General features: G+C 60.4%; 25 protein-coding genes. 2 read left to right on the top strand and 23 right to left on the bottom strand.

From position 1 onward, the window contains the following. Window positions 1–24 precede the first annotated feature (24 nt). The 22 genes from flhB to WJM78_RS14595 form a co-directional block, all read right to left on the bottom strand. Entirely contained in the window at window positions 25–1,155 is a 1,131-nt protein-coding gene (gene flhB / locus WJM78_RS14490; RefSeq protein WP_339010083.1) for a flagellar biosynthesis protein FlhB, read from the bottom strand. 86 nt (window positions 1,156–1,241) lie between these two features. Next, window positions 1,242–2,039, bottom strand: coding sequence for a flagellar biosynthetic protein FliR (fliR, locus tag WJM78_RS14495; protein ID WP_339010086.1), 798 nt, complete (start codon window positions 2,037–2,039; stop codon window positions 1,242–1,244). 79 nt (window positions 2,040–2,118) lie between these two features. Further along, window positions 2,119–2,388 (bottom strand): flagellar biosynthesis protein FliQ, encoded by a 270-nt coding sequence (fliQ, locus tag WJM78_RS14500; protein WP_042034100.1) that lies wholly within the window; start codon window positions 2,386–2,388, stop codon window positions 2,119–2,121. Between the two features lie 27 nt (window positions 2,389–2,415). After that, the gene (locus tag WJM78_RS14505; protein ID WP_422388419.1) at window positions 2,416–2,544 is read right to left on the bottom strand and encodes a hypothetical protein; all 129 of its coding nucleotides are present in this window, start codon (window positions 2,542–2,544) and stop codon (window positions 2,416–2,418) included. Next, window positions 2,541–3,317 carry a flagellar type III secretion system pore protein FliP gene (fliP, locus tag WJM78_RS14510; protein ID WP_212514108.1) on the bottom strand — a complete coding sequence of 259 codons (777 nt, stop codon included), beginning with the start codon at window positions 3,315–3,317 and terminating at the stop codon, window positions 2,541–2,543. Before fliP ends, WJM78_RS14505 begins: the two co-directional genes overlap by 4 nt. Further along, on the bottom strand, window positions 3,304–3,687 hold the full coding sequence (fliO, locus tag WJM78_RS14515; RefSeq protein ID WP_275929642.1) for a flagellar biosynthetic protein FliO: 384 nt from the start codon (window positions 3,685–3,687) through the stop codon (window positions 3,304–3,306). Before fliO ends, fliP begins: the two co-directional genes overlap by 14 nt. Window positions 3,688–3,748: 61 nt before the next feature. Next, the gene (gene fliN, locus WJM78_RS14520; protein WP_042034103.1) at window positions 3,749–4,141 is read right to left on the bottom strand and encodes a flagellar motor switch protein FliN; all 393 of its coding nucleotides are present in this window, start codon (window positions 4,139–4,141) and stop codon (window positions 3,749–3,751) included. A gap of 52 nt (window positions 4,142–4,193) precedes the next feature. Further along, window positions 4,194–5,264 (bottom strand): flagellar motor switch protein FliM, encoded by a 1,071-nt coding sequence (gene fliM / locus WJM78_RS14525; protein ID WP_042034104.1) that lies wholly within the window; start codon window positions 5,262–5,264, stop codon window positions 4,194–4,196. A 9-nt stretch (window positions 5,265–5,273) separates the two neighbouring features. Continuing rightward, window positions 5,274–5,789, bottom strand: coding sequence for a flagellar basal body-associated protein FliL (fliL, locus tag WJM78_RS14530; RefSeq protein WP_108537461.1), 516 nt, complete (start codon window positions 5,787–5,789; stop codon window positions 5,274–5,276). 57 nt (window positions 5,790–5,846) lie between these two features. Continuing rightward, window positions 5,847–7,616, bottom strand: coding sequence for a flagellar hook-length control protein FliK (locus WJM78_RS14535; protein ID WP_339010092.1), 1,770 nt, complete (start codon window positions 7,614–7,616; stop codon window positions 5,847–5,849). A 92-nt stretch (window positions 7,617–7,708) separates the two neighbouring features. After that, window positions 7,709–8,149 (bottom strand): flagellar export protein FliJ, encoded by a 441-nt coding sequence (gene fliJ / locus WJM78_RS14540; protein WP_108536182.1) that lies wholly within the window; start codon window positions 8,147–8,149, stop codon window positions 7,709–7,711. A 26-nt stretch (window positions 8,150–8,175) separates the two neighbouring features. Beyond that, a complete protein-coding gene (fliI, locus tag WJM78_RS14545; protein WP_042034108.1) occupies window positions 8,176–9,507 on the bottom strand; it encodes a flagellar protein export ATPase FliI in 1,332 nt (443 codons plus the stop codon). Between the two features lie 70 nt (window positions 9,508–9,577). Next, the gene (gene fliH, locus WJM78_RS14550) at window positions 9,578–10,366 is read right to left on the bottom strand and encodes a flagellar assembly protein FliH (protein WP_339010096.1); all 789 of its coding nucleotides are present in this window, start codon (window positions 10,364–10,366) and stop codon (window positions 9,578–9,580) included. A gap of 68 nt (window positions 10,367–10,434) precedes the next feature. Next, window positions 10,435–11,496 carry a flagellar motor switch protein FliG gene (fliG, locus tag WJM78_RS14555; RefSeq protein WP_042034110.1) on the bottom strand — a complete coding sequence of 354 codons (1,062 nt, stop codon included), beginning with the start codon at window positions 11,494–11,496 and terminating at the stop codon, window positions 10,435–10,437. Next, on the bottom strand, window positions 11,489–13,195 hold the full coding sequence (fliF, locus tag WJM78_RS14560; protein WP_042034111.1) for a flagellar basal-body MS-ring/collar protein FliF: 1,707 nt from the start codon (window positions 13,193–13,195) through the stop codon (window positions 11,489–11,491). The genes fliG and fliF overlap by 8 nt, the downstream gene beginning before the upstream one ends. 46 nt (window positions 13,196–13,241) lie before the next feature. Further along, window positions 13,242–13,559 (bottom strand): flagellar hook-basal body complex protein FliE, encoded by a 318-nt coding sequence (gene fliE / locus WJM78_RS14565; protein ID WP_042034112.1) that lies wholly within the window; start codon window positions 13,557–13,559, stop codon window positions 13,242–13,244. Window positions 13,560–13,982: 423 nt separating this feature from the next. Next, on the bottom strand, window positions 13,983–14,768 hold the full coding sequence (gene befA / locus WJM78_RS14570) for a beta cell expansion factor BefA (protein WP_108536513.1): 786 nt from the start codon (window positions 14,766–14,768) through the stop codon (window positions 13,983–13,985). A 181-nt stretch (window positions 14,769–14,949) separates the two neighbouring features. Next, complete coding sequence (arsC, locus tag WJM78_RS14575; protein ID WP_212514115.1) at window positions 14,950–15,375, bottom strand: glutaredoxin-dependent arsenate reductase; 426 nt, start codon at window positions 15,373–15,375, stop codon at window positions 14,950–14,952. A gap of 75 nt (window positions 15,376–15,450) precedes the next feature. Then, window positions 15,451–16,515 carry an ACR3 family arsenite efflux transporter gene (arsB, locus tag WJM78_RS14580; RefSeq protein WP_339010100.1) on the bottom strand — a complete coding sequence of 355 codons (1,065 nt, stop codon included), beginning with the start codon at window positions 16,513–16,515 and terminating at the stop codon, window positions 15,451–15,453. 133 nt (window positions 16,516–16,648) lie between these two features. Beyond that, window positions 16,649–18,412: an arsenical pump-driving ATPase gene (arsA, locus tag WJM78_RS14585; protein ID WP_339010101.1), complete on the bottom strand. Its 1,764-nt coding sequence runs from the start codon at window positions 18,410–18,412 to the stop codon at window positions 16,649–16,651. 60 nt (window positions 18,413–18,472) lie between these two features. Continuing rightward, window positions 18,473–18,841, bottom strand: a complete 369-nt coding sequence (gene arsD, locus WJM78_RS14590) for an arsenite efflux transporter metallochaperone ArsD (protein WP_339010102.1) — start codon at window positions 18,839–18,841, stop codon at window positions 18,473–18,475. A gap of 4 nt (window positions 18,842–18,845) precedes the next feature. Next, the gene (locus WJM78_RS14595; protein WP_339010105.1) at window positions 18,846–19,214 is read right to left on the bottom strand and encodes an ArsR/SmtB family transcription factor; all 369 of its coding nucleotides are present in this window, start codon (window positions 19,212–19,214) and stop codon (window positions 18,846–18,848) included. A 218-nt stretch (window positions 19,215–19,432) separates the two neighbouring features. On the opposite strand from WJM78_RS14595, the gene WJM78_RS14600 reads away from it, so the two are divergent. Continuing rightward, complete coding sequence (locus tag WJM78_RS14600) at window positions 19,433–19,564, top strand: hypothetical protein (protein WP_339015993.1); 132 nt, start codon at window positions 19,433–19,435, stop codon at window positions 19,562–19,564. Between the two features lie 93 nt (window positions 19,565–19,657). Here the strand turns inward: WJM78_RS14600 and WJM78_RS14605 are convergent, their stop codons facing one another. Then, entirely contained in the window at window positions 19,658–20,749 is a 1,092-nt protein-coding gene (locus tag WJM78_RS14605) for an HD domain-containing phosphohydrolase (protein ID WP_042038617.1), read from the bottom strand. Window positions 20,750–21,033: 284 nt separating this feature from the next. On the opposite strand from WJM78_RS14605, the gene rimO reads away from it, so the two are divergent. Then, window positions 21,034–22,362, top strand: coding sequence for a 30S ribosomal protein S12 methylthiotransferase RimO (rimO, locus tag WJM78_RS14610; protein ID WP_042038615.1), 1,329 nt, complete (start codon window positions 21,034–21,036; stop codon window positions 22,360–22,362). The last annotated feature ends 258 nt before the right edge of the window (window positions 22,363–22,620 follow it).

The raw sequence follows: 22,620 nt of genomic DNA on the forward strand, positions 1-22,620 counted from the left end.
TATTTTGACTGTGTCAGAAGTTTGTCATTTGCGGAATTCAGGCGGAATGGGCAGCTCGTTGGCGAGCGGATTGGGGCGCCGGCCACGACCACGGCGGAACTTCTTGAGCTGATACACATAGGCCAGCACCTGAGCCACCGCGGCAAACAACCCTTCCGGTATCTCGTGACCTATCTCGGTGGAGTGAAAGATGGCACGGGTGAGCCCGGGAGAGGGCATGGTGGGGATCTCGTATTCCCTTGCTATCTCCCTGATCTTCATCGCGATTTCGTCAGTACCCTTGGCCACTACCTTGGGGGCGGCGCCCGGCTTGTCGGTGTCATATTTGAGTGCCACCGAGTAGTGGGTCGGGTTGGTGATGACCACATCCGCCTTGGGCACATCTCCCATCATGCGGCGCATCGCCATCTCCATCTGCAAGCGGCGGATCCGCCCCTTCACCTCGGGCTTGCCCTCGCTGTCCTTGAACTCGTCCTTGATCTCCTGCTTGGTCATCTTGAGCTGGCGCATGTGATTCCACTGCTGGAACGGCACGTCTATGGCCACGATGGGGATGAGGGCGCAACAGAGGATGATCAGCATCCACAGCAGCAGATCCAGCGCATCTATGATGCCGCCCGGATACCCCTCCAGGGAGAGGTTGAGCAGGTGGTTGAACTGGCTCGACAGCATCCACCAGGCAAACAGGGTGATGAACACCACCTTGGCGATGGACTTGATAAGCTCAACCAGAGACTGCACCCCGAACATCCGCTTGAGGCCGTTGAGCGGGCTCAGCTTGCTCCACTTGGGCAGCATGGCTTCGGAGGAGAAATTCATGCCCCCCATCAGGGTGTTGCCGACGAAAGCCGCGATGGCCACCAGCATGAACAGCAGGCCGAGCGGATACATCAGCTCCCTCAACAGGGTGGGAAGCATGACCCCCATGGCGTTGGGATCGAAGGCCTGATCCCGATCGAGGGTGAAACCTATGGTGAGGATCTTGACCATGGCGCCGGCCAGACTCTCCTTGATCATCAAGAGACCAAAGACAGCCGCCAACAGCACGCTGGCGGTACCCAACTCCTTGGAGCGTGCAATCTGCCCTTTTTCCCGGGCCTGTTGCAGTCGTTTGCCCGTGGGTTGTTCGGTACGTTCCTGATCGGTATCAGCCATGCTGCTGACCTCCGACACGCTGGCGCTTGCTCAGTTGTGCTCGCCCCCGGAGGGAATCGAGTTGTTCTCTACCCAGCTGTACGCAATCAGCCACTCTGGCCACCGAAGCACTGGACGTTGATGAGCTCGCAACTGGTCTCCTGCACCCGCTCCCACATGGAGTCAAAATGGCCGAGGAAGCCGCCGATGGTGAGCCACAGGATAAGCAGTCCGGACATCATGCTGACCGCAAAACCTATGCTGAAGATGTTGAGCTGTGGCGCTGCCCGTGTCATGACGCCGAACGCAAAGTTGATGAGCAGCAGTGCGATGATGGCCGACAGCGCCATCACCAGCGAGGCCTGGTACATAACCCCCAGGAATCCGGCCAGACTGCGGATGGCGGGCAGGGTGAGCCCGACATCTGAGACCGGCAAGGTATCAAAGCTCAGCACCACCATGCGCAGCATGATGAGGTGACCATCCACCGCCAGAAACACCAGGGTCGCCAGCATCAGGTAGAACTGGCCCACCACGGGGGCCGACTGGCCATTCATGGGATCCACCAGGGTGGCAAAGCCCAAACTGGTCTGCATGGCGATGATCTGACCGGCCATGACGAAGCTCTCCATCAGAAACTGGGTCATAAGGCCAAGCGCAATGCCGATGAGCAACTGCTGGGTCAGCACCAAAAAACTGCCGACGGAGAACAGCTCTATCTTGGGCATCGGGGGCAGCAGGGGGGCGATCATGAAGGTAAGCGCCAGCGCCAACCCGATACGGATACGGGCCGGTGTTAGGCGACTGCCAAACACCGCCATCACCATCAACAGACCGCTCACCCGTGCCAACGGCCAGAGAATGGAAGACAACCACTCCATGATGAGAGCAGTCGTGTAGGTCATCTCACTACCCCGGGAATGGCGTGGCAGGTCGCCATCAGCGAGCCGCCAGAAGAGGTCCCAGGCGCTTGCCGGGCATGGATCATCCCACCACCTCGGGAATTTGGCTCACCATCAGCAGAAAGAAGTCCATCAGACTCTGCAAGCCCCAGTGTGCGCCCGCCCCCAGGGCAAACAGGGTAACGATGAGACGGGGAAGGAAGCTCAGGGTCTGTTCGTTGATGGACGTCGCGGCCTGAAAGATGGCCACCAACAGGCCGACAAACAGGCTGGGCAGGATCACGGCGCACACCATGATGGTCACCAGCCAGAGCGCCTCGCGAAAGACATCAATAAAGGTTTCCGGACTCATGCTGCCTGCTCCTTGCGTTTGCCCGAGTTAACCACCGGCACCCAGCCCGACGCTGTTGGCCAGGGAGCCCGGGAGCAGGTTCCAGCCATCCACCATGACGAACAGCATCAATTTGAATGGCAGGGAGACCAGCACCTGATTGAAAGAGAGCATCATCCCGCCCCCAGCCCGAAGCTGTTGGCCAGGGAGCCCAGGATCAGGTTCCAGCCATCCACCATGACAAACAGCATCAATTTGAATGGCAGGGAGACCAGCATAGGAGAGAGCATCATCATCCCCATGGCCATCAGGATACTGGCCACCACCAGATCGATCACCAGGAAGGGCAAAAACAGCATGAAGCCTATCTGGAAGGCTGTCTTCAGCTCGCTGGTGACGAACGCCGGGATCAGCACCCGCAGCGGCACATCGGCAGGCTTATCTACCTGCACGTTGGCTATCTCCATGAAAGTGTTGAGATCCTTGATCCGGGTCTGAGCCAGCATGAATTGATGGATGGGCAGTTCGGCCTTCTCCAGCGCCTCCTTGGCCTGGATCGTCTCGGCCAGATAGGGCTGCAGCGCCTCGTTGTTGATGCGATCCAGCACGGGCGACATGATGAAGAACGACATGAAGAGGGCGATACCGATCAACACCTGGTTGGAGGGACTCTGCTGCAGACCGATTGCCTGGCGCAGTATGCCCAACACTACGATGATGCGGGTAAACGAGGTCATCATGATGACCATGGCCGGCAAGAAGGAGAGCGCCGTCATCAGCGCCAGCACTTGCAGGGTCAGGCTGTATTCCTGACTGCCATCCGCCATGGTCTTGATGGTCACAGCCGACATGCCACCCTGGGCCAGCGCCAGCGGCGAAAAGAGAACCAAGGGTACCAACAGGCCGACCAGCAGTCCAAGCTGTGACCATAAGCGGTTAGTTTTTTTCATGCTTGCCCATCAATTTGCCAAGCTGCTGGGAAAACGCCTGGGGCTGGCTCTCGTCCAGCGGCGCCTCCAGGCGATAGAGGAAGTTGACCTGCTGCGGCGTCACCCCGATCAGCAGCTGCTGTTCGCCCACCTTGACCACCAGCAGCTTCTCCTTGTAGCCCACCGGCAAGCTGGCGATGACCCGCATATGGCCGCCCCCCATGGCGGTGGCTATCTTGCTCTTCTTGAGCAGAAAGCCCAGCACCAGAATGAGGCCTATGACCATCAGACTGGAGAGCAGCCAAGAGGTGAGGCTGGGGGGATTGACCCCCGCACCGGGATTGGCCAGTGCAGGGAGGGACAACAGCAGTAACGGAAACGCGCGGATCATTTGAGTGTTGTGATCCTTTCGGCCTGATTGATGATGACACCGGTCAGCGCAATGGTTCTGGTCATTTGAGTTTCTTGATCCTTTCAATCTGACTGATAACGTCCGTCAGACGGATACCGAACTTGTCGTTCACCACCACCACCTCACCGTGGGCGATCAGGGTACCGTTGACCAGCACGTCCAGCGGCTCGCCAGCCACCCGATCCAGTTCCACTACTGAGCCCTGGTTCAGCTGCAACAGGTTGCGGATGCTGATCTGGCTGCGGCCCACCTCCATGGCAATGGTGACCGGAATGTCGAGTATGGTGTCGAGCTTGCGCCGCTCCTCGGCACTGATAGGGGCGTCATCGGTCAACTCCTCGAGGGGAGCAGGCTTGGCTTCGGCAACCACCTGCTCTTCCAGTGCGGCTGCCCAGGCGTCCGCCATCAGATCCTCTTCATCAGTTCCGCTCATCTTGCTTCCTTATGCTGCTTCATGACCGTCTGTCGTGACAGGCAGTCCCTGTTTATCGCTGTTGATCTTCGATGCTGCGCTCGAGCTCTTCCAGCTCGGCCTCACCATCGATGCGTATGCCGCCCCGGGTCACCAGATGCATCTCTGTCTTGACCCCTTCCGGGCGTTTGAGTTTGTCGGTAATCTTGAGCGCCACATTCTCCTTGGTCCGCCCCATCTTGGCGTGAAAGGTGGGCAAATCTTCCACATAGACCAGCAGGCTCTCCGGCATTTCCACCGGGATGATGTCGCCGGGTCGCAGCTCCATCAGCTCGCGCAGGGTCAGATCCGTTTCCAGCAGCTTGGCTCTGAGCTCGACCTTGACGTCCATGATTTCGTCACGCAGCGCCTTGCTCCAGCGCACATCTGTGTCACCCTTGTCGCTCTGCACACCGGCATCCAGCAGCTCGCGGATAGGCTCCAGCATGGCGTAGGGCATGGCCACGTGGAAATCTCCGCCACCGCCATCGAGCTCGATGTGGAACGAACTCACCACTATCACCTCGGTGGGGCTGACGATGTTGGCCATGGCCGGGTTCACCTCGGAGTCGAGGTATTCGAAGCCGACGTCCATCACGGGCGCCCAGGCATCCTTGTAATCCTCGAACACCAGCTTGAGCAGCATCTGGATGATGCGCCGCTCGGTGGGGGTGAATTCGCGCCCTTCGATCTTGGCGTGATAACGGCCATCGCCGCCGAAGAAGTTCTCCACCAGGATAAACACCAGGCGGGCTTCCATAGTGATGAGGGCCGTGCCCTTGAGCGGACGGAAGCGCACCATGTTCAGGCTGGTCGGCACAAACAGGGTGTGCACGTATTCGCCAAACTTGAGCATCTGCACACCGTTGATGGAGACCTCGGCGGTGCGGCGCATCATGTTGAACAGGCTGATCCGCATATGGCGGGCAAAACGCTCGTTCACCAACTCCAGGGTCGGCATGCGACCACGGACGATGCGGTCCTGAGAGGAGAAGTCAAACTGGGCGACGCCGGGATCTCCCGCCGCGCCTATCTCTTCCTCTTCGACATCATCGACACCGTGCAAGAGGGCATCAATTTCGTCCTGACTTAACAGATCGCTCACGCATCACCCTTATTGCATTACAAAGCCGGTAAACAGCACTTGTTCGATAACGGGGGAAGAAACCAGGTCATTGAGCACCCGACGGCTCTCTTCCAGTGAATCTTTACGCAGCTTCTCCTTGCCTTCAAAGGTCGTCAGCTGCTCGCTGGTCGCTGCGCTGAAGACCCGCAGCAGGGTGCCTTCGATCAGGGGGATATTCTGCTTGGCCAGGGTCTCATCGGCGGCGCCACGCACCATCAACTGGATCTTGATCTGCACCAGTCTATCCCGCTGGCCACCCGAGACGTTGAACACAAAGGGGCGCGGCATGCCTACGTAGAGCGAGGGCTGGGGCGCCGTCTCCTTGGGCTGGGCATCCTTCCCTTCCGCCGAAGCTTCCGCCGCCTTGTCGCCACCGGACAGCATCAGCCAGGCACCGGCACCACCGCCACCCAGCACAATCACGGCCAGGGCGACTACCATGATCAGCTTCTTTTTCTTGCCTGCCGCCGGGTCTTTCAGCGTCAGTTCGTTATCATCTGCCATCCCTTGTCCACCCTAGTCTCAAACTTGTTCGATATCATAAACTTACTCAGGCTGGCATCAAGCATAGAAATCAATTCCGCTGTCGTTTGTCGATTCCATCAGCAAACGACGGCCTGCAGCCGTGACCTCAGCCTCAGTTTGGCCTGTTTCGGCAAAAGAACCGCTCTCTTTTTGACCTTGCTGGCCCTGTCCGGCAAATGCCGACTGGCCCTGTGACTGTTGCTGCGACTGCTGTTGCACTATGGTCTGGCCGAGCTGGATGCCCTGCCCGGCCAGCATATCACGCAGCCGTGGCATGGCCTGCTCCAGCATTTCGCGGGTCTGACCATGTTGTACCACGAAGTGCACGTTGGCTTGGCTGTCGGCGCCAATCTGGATCTGGATCTTCATCTTGCCAAGGCCAAGGGGGTCGAGCTGGATCTCCGCCTGTTGCAACTTGTCCGCCAGCATCAGATTCACCTTCTGGTGCAGCTGGGCTGGCGCCTCCGGATTGGCCAGCTTGAGGTGTGGCAGATTCTGGGGATCGCGCCGCGCCGCTATGTCGACCGTGGGCTTGCTGTCGTTGTTGGGCGCCTGGGGTTGGCTGTTCTGCTGCACCTGCTGACTTTGGTTACTGTCATGGGGGCTGGACTCGGTCCCGGGGGTACTGCCTTTGCCAAACTCGGCTACCTTCTGCTTCACGTCTACCTTGACCTCGGTCCTGACCTTGGGAGACTCGCGGTCTTCACTGGCCTCCATCTGCTTGATCCCGGCCGACAAGGCACTCAGTGAGGCCTGTGGCCCCTGGGATTCACTGCTGGCCAGCACCTGTTGCTGTGCCGTCAACTCGGGGTCGGCTGGCGGCTGGGCAGCCGGCGCTGTGGCGCTGCTGGTAGCGGCGGCCAGCGGACTCTCTGACTTGGCGGCGGTGGCCACCTTGGCCTGCTCGCCCCCCTCGGCAGCGCCTCGGGCCTGAGCGCTGTCCGCCGAGCCGGTCGTCTCTGTGTCGGCCCGTTCCTGACCCGTTTCCAACACGACGGTCGCCTGGGTGGGCACGGCCTGTTGGGGATGTGCCTTCTCGCCCCCCTCCTTGCTGCTCATGGGAGGAATGACGGGTTTGGCGCTGGCATCGGCCTCGGCAGACTTGCTCACCTCACCTTTGGCGGCCATGGCGGCAGCATCGCTCTCCATGGCCTGCGCCTCACCCTCTGCTGCCGGCACCTCGACCCCTTCCCCCTTGAGCAGGCTTGCTGCCTGTTGTGCCAGCAAGGCGGCGCCGGTGGCTGCTTTCCTGTCATCCAGGGTAAGTGGCTTGTCACCCGCGCCAACGAGAACGTCGGCAGCTTCGGCGCCCTCCCCCTCTTGCGGCAACATATTGCCGTCCGTGTCCACGGCTGGCGCGGTCACAACCAGGCTAAGGGACGTCGGGGAGACAAGGCTGGTGTCCTGCTTGAGGGCATCTTGCAGGCGCTGTAAGAAATCATTGGGAGAGGCACTGCTCTCGGCCTCCTCCGTTTTTTTCTTGTTATCGTCGATGGCCGCCGTGCCTTCGGCATCATTCGCCAAAGATTTGGCATCGGCGTGCTTGTCACTGGCGCGTTTGTCACCGGCTACCTGGTCAGTAACGACCTGACCACCGGCCTTCGGCTCCATCGCAGCCGTCTGAGAGCCCTTGGTCACCGGCGCTCCCGCTGTCCGAGCCTTGGCCATCACATCGGAGAAACCGCTTTTCGGCTCCCCCTGTGGCGTCCGTTCGCCGCTATCGGAGGCAGGGGGGAGCGGAGCACTCTTGTCGGCAGGCGCAGCCGCCTGAACGGGAGGGGGTGGGGTTAGCAGTGTCTGCATCATGATGAAAATCCCTGACGACAATCGGGTTCTGGCGCTGTCCTCACGAACGCGATGGCAGTGAGGCGCACACTGGATGGGCAGAATAAAGCAAGTTACAGGCCAGAATGATGGAAGCGGCGCAGCATGGTGTACTCATCCAACATCTTCTGCTCCTGACGCTGGGCCTTCTGCTGCTCACGCCCGGCCTGCTTGGCCAGCAGCAACTCCAACGCCTTGCGCCTCTGCTGGGCGGCCAGCCACTCTTCCCGCCGCAACGCCAGTGCCTGGCGCACCTGCAGCACACCTTCGTACTGTTGGGTGGCCGCTTGCTCAAGCTTGTTGATAAAGGCGTGGTACTGGGCATTCTGCTGGGCAGCTATGCCCTGCAGACCGCGATCTGTCCACTGCTGATGGTAGATTTGGCGATACTGGTTGAGCGCCTCCTGCTGCTCCATGAAGATTTTCAGATCCTGCTGGGCCTTCGCCAACGCCAGCGCCGCCTGCTGTTCGGCCTCCACCAGCCGCTCGGACAACATCACCAAGCCTTTACTCATGACAACCTTCCCTCTTCATCCTATCGTCAACGCATCAGGGGCATGGCCACCAGCTGCAGGGATTGCAGGCCCTCATCGTAGTGAATGACCTCGCGCATCCCCTGCTGCAAGAACTGATCCAGATAGGGTTTTTGAATGATGGCGCGATCGATGCGGGGATCCGATCCCTGGCTGTAAGCGCCTATGGTGATGAGATCCCGGTTCTGCTGATAGAGGGAGTAGAACTGCTTGAGGGTACGCGCCAAGTCCATATGTTCCGGCGAGGTCACCATGGGCATGACCCGGCTGATGGATTTTTCGATGTCAATGGCCGGGTAGTGGCCCGCATCGGCCAGCTCGCGCGACAGCACGATATGACCATCCAAGATGGCCCGCGCCGCATCGGCGATAGGGTCTTGCAGGTCATCCCCCTCGGTCAGCACGGTGAAAAAAGCGGTGATGGAACCCTGGCCGTCACTGCCGTTACCCGCCCGCTCCACCAGCGCCGGTAATTTGGCAAATACCGAGGGCGGATACCCCTTGGTCGCTGGCGGCTCGCCCACTGCCAACGCGATTTCACGCTGGGCCTGGGCGTAACGGGTGAGGGAGTCCATCAAGAGCAGCACGTTAAGCCCCTGATCGCGAAAATACTCGGCAATGGCGAGCGCAGTTTCGCACCCCTTAAGGCGCATCAGGGGCGAGGCGTCGGCCGGGGCCGCCACCACCACGGAGCGGGCACGCCCCTCCTCCCCCAGAATATCTTCAATAAACTCTTTGACTTCCCGGCCCCGCTCACCAATAAGACCCACCACCACCACGTCCGCCACCGAGCCACGGGTCATCATCCCGAGCAGCACCGACTTGCCGACGCCTGAACCGGCGAACAGTCCCATCCGCTGGCCCTGACCCACCGTCAGCACGGCGTTGATGGCGCGCACCCCTACGTCCATCGGCTGATGGATAGGGCGACGGGAGAGCGGATTGATGCGGTGCTGGGCAAACTGCACCGTCTGGGAGGAGAGAATGGGGCCGAGGCCATCGAGTGGCTGGCCGATACCGTCGATGACCCGGCCAAGCAGGTTCATACCAACCGGGATGCCGTGCTCTTCGGTGATGGGCACCACCCTGGCACCGGGGATCACCCCCTTGAGCTGCTCGCTCGGCATCAGGAACAGACGATCGCCGGAGAAGCCCACCACTTCGGCCTCCAGCATCCCATCCTGGGTATCGATGCGACAGAGGGCACCGATGGCGGCGCGGCAACCGATGGCTTCCAGCGTGAGGCCCACCACCCGGGTCAACTTGCCAGCGACAGGTGGCTTGGGCGCGATATCGCGCACCCGATACCCTTGCAACCGAGTGAGTAACGAGCCGCTCATCTGGCCTCCTGAAATGCGATATTGAGATGGGTCATGCTGGCGGCGGGTGATTACACCTGTCCGCCGCCGGTTATGCGTGGTTGTCCCGCAAAAAGTTGCGCAGCAGCTGATCGATGCGTCCCGACAGCGTCAGATCAATGCTGGAGAGTTCGGTCGCCAGCTGCAAGTCGCCAGGAGAGAGGGTGGGATCACTTTGCAGCCGCCAGTGACGCTTGGCGCACTCTTCCACTCCAAACGCCTGCTCGACCCGGGTTATGTCATCAGGATGCAGCATCAGAGTAACCCCCTGCTCGGCGGCAGGCAGCAAAGCCAACCCCTGTTTGAGGGCCTCTAGCAGTATGCGGGGAGACGTCTCTGCCTCGTGCCGGATGAGGGTGCGGGTCAGCTGCAGCATCAGGGCGATGAGCTGCTGTTCCACAGCCTGATCCAGCTCGCTGAGAGGGGTAGCGAGACGATCGACCAGTGACTGCCAGTGAGCCAGTTGCTGATCCACCAACTCGCGGCCCATGGCCAGTCCCTCCTCCTTGCCCTGCTCCAGCCCGGCGGCATGGCCCTGTTGCAAGCCTTCCAGCTTGCCCTCTTCCAGCCCCTTGGCAAAGCCGGCGGCCTGGCCTTCGGCCATGCCCTCGTCCCAAGCGGCCTGACGGATCGCTTCCAGCTCTTCTGCCGTGATACTGGGGGCCGGCTCCTCTGCTGGCTCCTCAACCGGCGCCTCTGCCTCCTGCCGATACCAGTCCGGCGTCAACCCGAGGGCATTGGTCTCGACCTCGGACTCGACCTCCATCTCGGGCCAGCCCCAGGCCTCGACCCGAGCATCCTCCCCATCGGGACGTACATAGCCACGCAGCTTGTTGTTCATGCTTTAGAGGCGCTCCTCGCCAGCACCGGATGTGGCACGGCGAAACTGTAGAGTTGATAGTCCATGGTTTAGAGGAACTCCTCGCCGCCACCGGCACTCAGCATGATCTCGCCAGCATCCGCCAGACGGCGGGCGATGGAGAGGATCTCTTTCTGGGCCGCTTCCACTTCGGAGACCCGGATCGGCCCCATGGCCTCCAGATCGTCTGCCAGCATTTCGGCCGCCCGTTTGGACATGTTCTTGAAGATCTTCTCGCGCATCTGATCGTCGGAACCCTTGAGGGCGCGCTGCAGCAGATCCCCCGGCACTTCCCGCAGCATGGTCTGAATGCCGCGGTCGTCCACATCGATGAGGTTTTCGAACACAAACATCAAGTCCTGGATCTGCTGGCTCATCTCTTCGTCCGAGTCGCGGATGGAGTCCATCAGCTGGCCTTCGATATTGGTATCCAGGTAGTTCATGATGTTGGCCGCCGCCTTCAGGCCGCCCATCTTGGCTGCCTGGGCGCCAGCCGCGCCGGCGAACTGTTTCTCCATGATGTCGTTCAACTCTTGCAACGCTGCCGGTTGTACCTCTTCGAGGTTGGCGATCCGCATCACCAAATCCAGACGCACCTGCTCCGGGAACTGACTCAGGATCTCGGCAGACTGCTCCGGCTCCAGATAGGAGAGCACTATGGTCTGGATCTGCGGGTGTTCGTTCTGGATGATGCTGGCTACTTGGCGGGCATCCATCCACTTGAGGGAATCAAGACCACGGGCACCGGAACCCAGGATGATCTGATCCACCAGGTTGCTGGCTTTGTCTTCGCCAAGGGCTGCCACCAGCGCCTTGCGCACGAAGTCTTCACTGCCGATACCTATGTTGGTGTACTTCTGGATATCGTCGATGAATTGACGGTGCACCGCCGCCACCCGATCGTGACTGAAGTCAGACATTGAGGCCATCGACATACCGAGCCGTTGCACCTGCTTGGGCTCGAGATGACGGAAAATCTGGGCGGCATCCTCTTCGTTGAGGCTCAGCATCAGCACAGCCGCCATCTCCATCCCGCTCATCTGATCCAGGATTTGGCGCTGGCTGTCGGTAATGTCATTGCCAGTGACTTGGGTCTTATTATCTTCAGGCATCTTTGTTCGTTACCCATTCTTTAATGACCTGTGCGGCCAAATCAGGTTCGTTCGCCACCAGCGCACGTACCGCCTTGAGCAAGTCCTCGTCACGGTGCAGATCCGGCAGTTTCAGATGGCCGTCACGTACCCCGAACACCGGCTCTGACTCGGCCTGAGCGGCCAGCAGACTGAGCTCGTCATCCCCACCCAGCACTATGCTGTTGTCCAGGTCCAGATCCCCTTCCGGACGTGCATCCGGGTAGAGCAGGCGTTTGAGCATGGGGCGCACGACTGTCACGATCAACACTATGATGACCAGCACGGAGGCGGCGATGCGCACCGCGCGCCAGAACCAGGGCTGCTCGTAGATGGGTGCGGCGGCCACGCTCTCAAACTCTGGCCGGTTGAACGGGATGGCGACCACTTCCAGCGTATCACCTCGGGTCACATCAAAGCCAAGCCCGCCGCTCAGCAAACGGCGCAGGGTATCGAGCTCTGCCTGGCTGCGCGCCTCGCGGGTCACCTTGCCATCGGCGGCGGTAGCGGGTTTGTAATCCACCGCGACCGAGACCGTCATGCGGCGAATGCCCCCCATCTGGCGCCGGATATGGCTCACTGTGGTATCCAGTTCAAAGTTGCGGGTCGCCTCCTTGCGGGAGCGGCCGGAAGCCGCGGCGCTGGCACCATCAGCTGCGGCGGTCTGCTCGGGAATGTTGGAGGCGGCAGGCGGCTGGTTGGAGAGAGCACCTGGTATGCCACCGCCGCCATTGGCGCTGTTCTCTTCCAGGGTCATCTCGGAGCGCACGGCCGGCAGGTCCGGGTTGAAGGTCCTGCGGGTCTGTTCCTGCTGGGAGAAATCGAGGGAGAGGTCGACCTCCGCCGTATAATTGTCGGCGCCAAGCACGGGGATCAGAATGGCGTCAATTTTTTGTTTGTACTCCACCTCCTGCCTCTGCTGCATCGCAAACTCCTTGCGAGTCTGGGCAGAGATGGGATCCTGGGAACCCGAGTTGAGCAAGCGGCCGTTCTGATCGGTCACGGTGACACGAGTCGGCTCGAGGCCATGCACGGCAGAGGCGACCATGTCGACGATGGAGTCCACTTCCCCCTGGCCGAGGGCGTTGCCCTTGAGGCTCAGCACCACAGTTGCACTGGGCCTGCGCTCGTTGCGAGCGAACACGTTGTCCTTGGGAATTGCCAACAGCACCTGGGCCTTGGCCACGTTCTGGAACTGCTCGATGGCGCTCGCCAGCTGACGCTCGCGGCTCAGTTTGAGGCGCTCCGTCTCCATGCGCTGGCTGACGCCAAAGCTGGAGTCCTTGAGCAGAATGGACTCGCCATCGTTGCTGGCATCGGTATTGCTGGCAAGGCCGGCACGAGTCAGGCGCAGGCGGATATCCGCATATCTTTCGGCTCTGACCAGCACGCTCTTGCCATCCACCTCATAGGGGATCCGCTGCTGATCGAGGAAATCGAGGGTCTTGACCAACTCCTGGGTGGTAAAGGTGCCGAGGGGACGCATGTCCGGCTCCTTGCCCCACAGCAGGATAAACACCGCAATGGCCAGACAGATGGCAAGTCCCAGGATCAGGGTGATTTGCCGCAGCACATCGGTGTTGGACAGGAAGCCGAGTGCGGAACTCTTCTGCTCATTCTCATCGAGGGCGGCAGTGCCCTCATCGTTCATCAGCAGGTCGCCGTTTTGGTCATTAGCCACGATTTATGTCCTTATTGCTGACATCTTCATGATGTTCAGTAATCACTTATACCGGCATGTTCATGATGGTCTTGTAGGCATCGACCATCTTGTTGCGCACCTGTACCGTTGCTTCGAAAGCAATAGAGGATTTTTGGCCGGCGATCATCACATCGGACAGATCGACTGACTTGTCGCCCATATCGAAACGGGTACGCAGATCATTGGCCGCGCCTTGCAGCTCGTTGACGTTGCCGAGCGCCTGCTGCAGCAACTGACCAAAGTCAGAAGTGACCTCACGGCCGGGCTGTGCCAGTGGCGTGGCACCCGCTTCGATCTTGAGCGCCTGCATCTCTTGCATCAGGCTGCTTGCACTAATTTCCATATCTCATCCCCAGACAAATCATTGACGCTGGCATCCAGTAAGCAATTAGAGTGCCAATACACTTAGAGTGTGGTGAGAATGAGTGGCCAGACCAGGATAGGCGGGTTCGACAAGTGCCAGTGGCTCTGATTAAATCCGGCGCAGGTGCCTAATGCAAGTCAGTTAAGATAGTTTGAGTCCCAACCCGCGAGGTATAAGGGCTAAAGAGTGAGGGAGGCATGATGCCTCCCTCTTTTTTTATTGGGTACCAGTCAGGGCAAAGGTGTCAGCCCTATTGAGGCGTTCACCCTGGCACCGCTCCCGTTAATTAAGAATATTTAGTCACATAAAATGATTAAATAACTGGCATTGCCGCCATGCGGGCCTTGATAGACAGATGATGGCAACGCCATTACCTGCTGTGATCAGCCGATAACGACACCGTTACCGGCTCTTTTCCGTCAGATCCTCATCTATCCAGTATTTGGATCCCGAGATGTTGGCATCGAGCAGCAAGCCCTTCTCGCCGATCTGGTAGATGGCCATGCCGCCGTTGTATTTGGCGGTCAGCTCGGCGCTCTCTTTGCCTGCCACCACGCCCACTTCCGAGGTGGCTTCCCAGCCCTGGGTCACAAAGGCATCGAATCTGGCCTTATCTTCAAACAGGATCACCTGCTGATAGAACTTGCCCCCGATCCCGGCCGCAAGCCCCGCGCCAAACATCTTCATATAGGTGTATTCGCCACTGTTACGATTGACCGCGACGCCAGCCCCCTGGTTGGTATGGAGCATCAGGGAGAATTTGCGCGAATCGAACACCGCATAGCCATAGGCCTTGTCAAACAACAACTTGGCGGAAGGCTGCTCGTTGAACAGTCGCACCAGCGCAGTATCGGCCATAGTATTGAGCGCCACCCTTGCCTCTTGCGCCGTCTTGGGATTCAACATCTCGTCAAGCTTCTTGTCAGCGACCTTCAGCCACTCCTTGCCGGTCGCTATGCTCTTGTCGGTCCAGACTCCGGCAGTATTGAACGCCTCCTCCCCCCAGGCCGAGATGGAGGCCCAGCTCTTCTTGGAGAAGTCACTGACATCCTGCCACACCTCCTTGCCTGTTTCGCTCACCGCGGTACCAAGATCGGAGGCGGCAGCCTTCAGCTTCGCCCAATCGGCCAGACCGGGGGTCGACGCCAGTGCCAGCGTCGTTGCAATCACCAGGAATCGAATTTTCATGCTGTTATCTACCCTCTGTGATGAGTCGATAGTCACAGTAGCAGATTTGGATGACGCCGGATAAGGCGGTGCTCACGGCGCGGTCAACGAGTGACGCGGCCCTGGCTGCTGCAGCTGTGCACGAGGGCGCCAGGCGCCCTCGTGGTCATTATCATGTCTGCGCTACACCTGAGCGCGGGTACTACTTGAGGCGCTTGCCACTTTCATCCACCACCTGCTCGCCATCCTCCTTGGCGAAGGCCCCTTGTTGCCGGGAGGGCAGAATATCGAGCACCAGTTCCGACGGACGGCACAATTTGGTGCCAAGGGGCGTCACGACGATGGGACGGTTGATAAGGATCGGATGGGCCAACATGGCATCGATAAGCGATTCATCGCTGAAGCGATCTTCCGCCAGCCCGAGCGCCTCGTAGGGGGGCACGTTCTTGCGCAGCAGCTCGCGCACCGGCATGCCCATGGCGGCGATCAGTGCCACCAACTGCTCGCGGGAGGGGGGCGTCTCCAGATAGTGGATAACCGTGGGCTCCACGCCGCTGTTGCGAATGAGCTCCAGGGTGTTGCGGGAGGTACCACATTCCGGGTTGTGATAGATGGTGATTGCACTCATTTACGTGTCTCTCATTAATCAAGTGAATAGAAAATGGATAGCATCAGTTAGCGGCCATCTGTTAACGGCCATCAGTTAACGGCTCAGCCCCGCTTCGTACCAGGGTTTGCTGGCGTTGACGACGCGCACCACCAGCAGCATGACAGGCACCTCGATCAGCACGCCGACTACGGTGGCGAGCGCGGCGCCAGAGTGAAAGCCGAACAGGCTGATGGCGGCGGCCACCGCCAGCTCGAAGAAGTTGGAGGCACCGATCAGGGCAGAGGGGCCGGCAACCGAGTGCTTCTCCCCCACCTTGCGGTTGAGCCAGTAAGCCAATCCCGAGTTGAACAGCACCTGGATCAGGATCGGTACCGCCAACAGGGCGATAACCAGCGGCTGCTCTATGATGGCGTTGCCCTGAAAGGCGAACAGCAGCACCAGGGTGAGCAAAAGGGCCGCCACCGACCAGGGTTGGATACGGGTCATGACACCATCGAAACTGGCCTGCCCCTTTCGCAGCAACGCCTTGCGCAGCAGCTGGGCAATGATGACCGGAATGACGATATAGAGCACCACAGAGGTGAGCAGGGTATCCCACGGCACTATGATGCTGGAGACCCCGAGCAGCAGCGCCACCAGCGGCGCGAAAGCAAACACCATGATGAGGTCGTTCACCGCCACCTGCGACAGGGTGAAGTAGGGATCGCCGCTGGTGAGGCGACTCCAGACAAACACCATGGCGGTGCAGGGGGCCGCCGCCAGCAGGATCAGCCCCGCCACGTAGCTGTCAAGCTGATCCGCCGGCAGCCAGTCGGCAAACAGCACGCGGATAAAGAGCCAGCCGAGGAAGGCCATGGAGAAGGGCTTGACCAGCCAGTTGATAAAGAGGGTGACGCCAATTCCCTTCATATGGCCCTTCACCTGATGCAGGGCGCCAAAGTCGATCTTGAGCAGCATGGGGATGATCATCACCCAGATAAGCAGCCCCACCGGCAGGTTGACCTTGGCCACCTCCATGGCACCGATCGCCTTGAACAGATCCGGCAACCCCTGCCCGAGGCCAATCCCCACCACAATGCAGAGGGCGACCCAGGCGGTCAGATAACGTTCAAAAAAGCCGATGGCAGGCACTGCCTTGGCATCACATATTGCAGACATCACAGCTCCCGATACGGCGCAATCCCGCATCTCACATTTGTTCAAAACAAGGTTCAAAAAAGGTTAAAAACACGGGTTCATAACAAGTTAACGGCATAGCCAAGCCGCCCCGACAGCGGGCCGGGGCGGCAATTCAGTGGTGCTGGCAGAGGCGGCGCAGGGCATCGGGCCCCACCGGCTCCTCGGCGAGCAGCGGCACCACGGCGTAGCGGCTGGCATGCTGCTGCTCGACCGCCTCGATATGGGGTAACTGACGCTCGGCCCGCAGTTGCAGCAGCGGCGAGCTGACCGCAGCTTGCTGCAAGCTGTGGTTGATAAGCCAGCCCCAGGGCTCGATGCCGGCGCGGCGCAGATCGGCTTGCAGAGTTGCCGCCTCCTGCACTGGCGTGGGCTCGGGCAGGGTAACGATCAGCACCTTGGTCTGCTTGGGGTCCTGCAACTGCATCATGGGCGTGGTGAAGTGCATCCCCTTGCCGCCCATCTGGCGAGCTATCTCCCTGTGGTAGGCGCCGGTGGCGTCGAGCAGCAGCAGGGTGTGGCCGGTGGGGGCGGTATCCATCACCACGAAGCGCTTGCCCGCCTCGCGGATGATGCGCGAGAAGGCCTGAAACACGGCGATCTCCTCGGTGCAGGGGGAGCGCAAGTCCTCCTCCAGCAGTGCCCGCCCCTGCTCGTCCAGCGCGGCCCCCTTGGTGGCCAGCACCTGGGCGCGGTAACGCCCGGTCTCGGCGTGGGGGTCGATGCGGCTCACCTCAAGATGAGGCAAGGCGCCTGCCAGCGTCTCGCTCAGGTGCGCGGCAGGATCCGAGGTGGTGAGGTGCACCGGCAGGCCGCGGCTGGCCAGCTCCACCGCCACGGCGGCCGCCAGCGTGGTCTTGCCCACCCCGCCCTTGCCCATCAGCATGATAAGGCCGTGGCCATCGGCGGCCAGCTCGTCCACCAGCGACCCCAGCGCAGGCTGCTCATGCTGGATACAGGATGGTGCAACAGGGGATAGCTCGGCCATCGCCGCTGGTTGCAGCAGTTGGCGCAGGCTCTCGACCCCCACCAGATTGGTAGCCAGCAACGGGATATGATCCTGCGCCAGCCCCTTGATCCCCTGCGGCATCTGGGCAAGGGCCTGTTGCTCACGCTGCCAGAGGGCCAAGGCGAGCGAGTCACCGGCAATGGCGTCCTCGGGAAAGAGGCCATTGATCACCAACTGCTGGTTTAACAAACCGATGGCGGCCAGCTCCTCGTGAGTGCGGGCCACTTCGCGCAGGGTTGAGTGTTGGGCGCGGGCCACCAAGACCAGTCGGGTCTGTTTCCCGTCTGCCAATGCGGCAACCGCCTCGGCATACTGGCTGCGCTGCTTAGCCAGCCCCGCCAGCGGACCAAGGCAGGAGGCATCCCCCTTGCCCTGCTCGAGAAATTCGCTCCAGGCCCCCGGCAGTTGCAGCAACCGGATGGTGTGGCCGGTGGGGGCGGTATCGAACACGATGTGATCATATTCCGAGCGCAGCCCCTGGTCAGTGAGCAGGGCGGTGAACTCGTCAAAGGCGGCAATTTCAGTGGTGCAAGCGCCGGAGAGCTGCTCTTCTATGCTGTGCACCACGCTCTCGAGCAACTTGCCCCGCACCGGCCCGACGATCCGCTCCCGATAAGCCTTGGCCGCCGCAGGGGGATCTATCTCCAGCGCCGACAAGCCGGGCACAGCGGCGATGGCGGTGACGCGATTGCCAATCTCGGTGGCAAACACCTGCCCCACGTTGGAGGCGGGATCGGTACTCACCAGCAGCACCCGCTTGCCGGCATCACAGAGGGCCACCGCACTGGCGCAGGCCAGCGAGGTCTTGCCCACCCCGCCCTTGCCGGTGAAAAAGAGAAAGGGGGGCGGATCGGTCAGAAACTGAAACATGACGAACTCCTGTCGACAGAGTGGCTAGCCCGGCTGGGCGATCTGGTTTGACTCAGGGGATCAACAGCAACCGCTGCCGGAGCAGCAGCCGCCCTTGACGATCCCCTTGATCGCCGCCTGCGGCACGGGCAGACCCCCATAGCGGGCCAGCTCGCTGCGGCTCGGGTAGCGGCCGGTCAACACCACCTGCCCCTCCACCAGCACCAGCGGCAATCCCTCCTCCCCGGCATGAGTCAGAAAGGCGCTAACGGCCGGGGTCTCGGCAAACTGCATGGGTTGCTGGGCCAGATTGAAGCGCTCGATGGCAACCCCCTGCTCCTTGGCCCAAGCCACGTCGGCGGCAAAGGTGACCAATGCCTGATCGACCTCGGTGCCGCAGACACCGCTGGAGCAGCAGAGAGCGGGATCAAAAACCTGAATGGCTGACATGGCATTACTCCTTGTTGCAGCAGGACTGCGCAGGCAGAACATGGGGGGAACAGGTGGACTCGGCGCGCATCACGCCGCACGCCTCGGGGTGACCGGCGCAGCACTCCTCGGTGAGATAACCGATCAAATCCAGCATCAGGGGAATGTTGGCGCGGTAGCGCAGAAAACGCCCCTCTTGCGCCACCGACAACAGGCCGGCATTGAGCATGGCCTTGAGGTGAAACGAGAGGGTATTGGGGGCGATATTGAGCTCGCTGGCCAGTTCGCCTGCGACCCGCCCATCCAGCCCAGCCTTGACCAGCAGCCGCCACACATCCAGCCGAATGCCGGAGGCGAGCGATTCAAACACCTTGGTGGCCGTCTCTTTGTTCATGCTGTTCACCTTCGCTCTCAGATTCATAATTTCAACTATACAAGAAACATTGAAATGATCAAGTTACAAGCCTGGATCGACGGATGAACTCCCCCTTTCGCCATGCTTCCTGGCATCAGGGGATACGCTGGCGCTGTTTGCGCTTCTCGTTCAGATCCACCGATCATGTACCCGAGTCACATCTTCCCTTAGCTTGCATATGCCAATCAGGAGCCCCCATGCAGCAGCTGGCCGCCGGGGTAATGAACATCTCCCGTCAGACCCTGGCCAACATACTGAAAAAAGCTCGCTACTGTGTGGACTGTCTGAGCCAGAGCAAGGAGGAAAGCCCGCGTCACAGCTGCTACTGATCCCCTGCCCAGGCAGGTGAGGAGTGCCGTGACCGGCGGCTTGCGGATAGGGCGGATAACAGGCTTGAGCGAGGGGGGCGCAATGGCCACATCCTATTGGGTGGCGAGATCCTGATACTGCTGATGGATGACGCGAAACGCCTCCTTGTTGCGAAGCGCCGCCTCGACACAGGCGGGATCGAACTGGCTGCCGGCATGCGCCTCAAGATAGGCAAACGCCGTCTCGAACGGCCAGGGCTGCTTGTAGGGGCGCTCGCTGGTCAGCGCATCGAACACATCGGCCACCGTCACGATGCGCGCCTCCAGCGGGATGGCCTCCCCCGCCAGCCCTTGCGGATAGCCCGTGCCATCAAAGCGCTCGTGATGGCTGGCGATGATATTGGTCAGCATATCGGTGTGGTGAATGCCATCGAGGCCAAACTCGTTGATCATCAGGCTGATCATCTCCCGCCCCTTGCCGGGGTGAGTCTTCATGATCTCGAACTCTTCCGGCGTCAGCTGGCCCGGCTTGAGCAGGATGGCGTCCGGCACCGCAATCTTGCCGATGTCATGCAGCCCGGAGAAGAGATAGATAAACTCCACCTCCTCGTCGCTCAGGCCGCAGGTGGGGGCCAACGTCTTGGCGATCAGCCGGGAGTAGGCAGACATCCGGTGCAGATGGTTGGCGGTCTCCTCATCCCGATAGCGGCTGAACTCCCGCGCCGTAATCAGCGCACCGCCAAGGGTCTGAATGGAGAAAAATTCCACCGCCATGATGGCCGACAGCACCTGGGCATAGGCTGACAGCTCGCTGCGAATGGGCTCGTTGAAGTAACCCGGCTCCATCGCATCGCAAAACAGAAAGCCAAACAGCCTGCTGTTAAACAGCAGCGGCTCGGTATAGCTGGAGGCATACCCCGCTTCCAGCAGTTTGCGGCTGTGCTCCGAGCTCGAGCCCAGCAGAGAGTCAAGGCTGTCGAGTACCCTGGGTTGCTGATGTTCGGCCAGATAGCGCAGAGAGGGCACCTCGCTCAACTTGACCTCGTACTGCATCAGGGGGGATCTCCCCTCGGTGCTGTGGGCAAAGGTCTTGAGCCGATCCGTGTGCTGGTCATAGATAGCGATGGCCACCCGGCTCACCTTGTCAAAACGTTGCCTGAGCGTGGCGTGCACATTCTGCATTCTCTCGCCAAATGAGCTATCCATCCCGTTCTCCCTGCTGGTGAGCCTGCCTAATGGGAGTATAATGAAGCCCACCAACCAGCTCCCATCTTGTTAACTGAAAACTCAACAAAATGTGATCGGGTAGACAGTTCGCTCTGCCCCAAAGAGATACCCCCAAAGTGGCGTCGTGACTGAGGTCACCCCCAGGCAATCTTGCCCCGCCAGAGATATTGTTCGGTTCTGCCGTGCTGGCTGTATAGTTTTTGGTTAACCATTCCGGTAAAATCCGCGCCCTAAAAGAAGAGCCACCTAAGAGTGATTGAGCGATGTCCAACACAAAACAGGCCCCCAAAGTAGGATTCGTCTCCTTGGGTTGCCCCAAAAACCTGGTCGATTCAGAACGCATCCTGACCCAGTTGCGTACCGAAGGGTACGACGTGGTGCCCAGCTATGACGATGCCGAGCTGGTCGTCGTCAACACCTGCGGCTTTATCGACAGCGCGGTGCAAGAGTCGCTGGAAGCGATCGGCGAAGCGCTGGCCGAGAACGGCAAGGTAATCGTCACCGGTTGCCTCGGCGCCAAAGAGAACCAGATCCGCGAGATCCACCCCAAGGTGCTCGAGATCACCGGCCCCCACGCCTACGAAGAGGTGTTGGGTCACGTCCACAAATATGTGGAGAAGCCCACTCACAACCCCTTCACCAGTCTGGTGCCGGCCCACGGCGTCAAGCTGACCCCGCGTCACTACGCCTATCTGAAGATTTCCGAAGGCTGCAACCACCGCTGCACCTTCTGCATCATCCCCTCCATGCGCGGGGATCTGGTGAGCCGCCCCATCGGCGACGTGCTGGCCGAAGCCAAGCGCCTGAAAGAGGCGGGCGTCAAAGAGATACTGGTGATCTCCCAGGATACCTCCGCCTATGGCGTCGATGTGAAGCACCGCACCGGTTTCTACGACGGCATGCCGGTCAAGACCAGCATGGTGGCCCTGTGCGAAGAGCTGGCCAAGCTCGACATCTGGGTACGCCTGCACTACGTCTACCCCTACCCGCACGTGGATGACGTCATCCCGCTGATGCGCGATGGCAAGGTGCTGCCCTACCTCGACATCCCGCTGCAACACGCCAGTCCGCGCATCCTGAAACTGATGAAGCGCCCCGGTACTGTCGAGCGCACCCTGGAGCGGATCCAGAAGTGGCGCGAGATCTGCCCCGAGATCACCCTGCGCTCCACCTTCATCGTCGGCTTCCCCGGCGAGACCGAAGAAGAGTTCCAGATGCTGCTGGACTTCATCGACAAGGCGGAGCTGGACAGGGTCGGCTGCTTCAAATACAGCCCGGTCGAAGGCGCCAAAGCCAACGAGCTGCCGGATCCGGTACCGGAAGAGGTTCAGGAAGAGCGCTTCCAGCGTTTCATGGAGCTGCAACAGCAGGTCTCCATCCGCAAGCTGGCCCGCAAGGTTGGCAAGGAGATGCTGGTGTTGATCGACGAGGTGGACGAAGAGGGTGCCACCGGTCGCTCCGCCGCCGATGCACCGGAGATCGACGGTCTGGTCTACCTCAACGGTGAAACCGGCCTCAAACCCGGCGATCTGGTCAAGGTTCGCATCGATGAGGCGGACGAATACGACCTGTGGGCCAGCCTGGTAGGCTAAGCCTGTTGTCGGTGACGGCGCCTGCCCGGCAGGCGCCGATAAAAAGCCAGTCAGTGACCCTGACTGGCTTTTTTATTGATCGCACAAAATGGTTATGCGCGCTGAAGCGGGGCGCAAACTGCGCGCCTGGCGTCACCAGGACTGCGCACTTTTTCAACGACATATACCCCACCTAACCAATTTTCGTACTCGGGAAATATCGCCATTTCACGGACCTTGAGCTCGGCAGCCTCCACCCATTCACCGGCAAGGCGGCTC

The sequence above is a fragment of the Aeromonas popoffii genome, from assembly GCF_037818705.1.
Classification (GTDB): Bacteria; Pseudomonadota; Gammaproteobacteria; order Enterobacterales; family Aeromonadaceae; genus Aeromonas; species Aeromonas popoffii.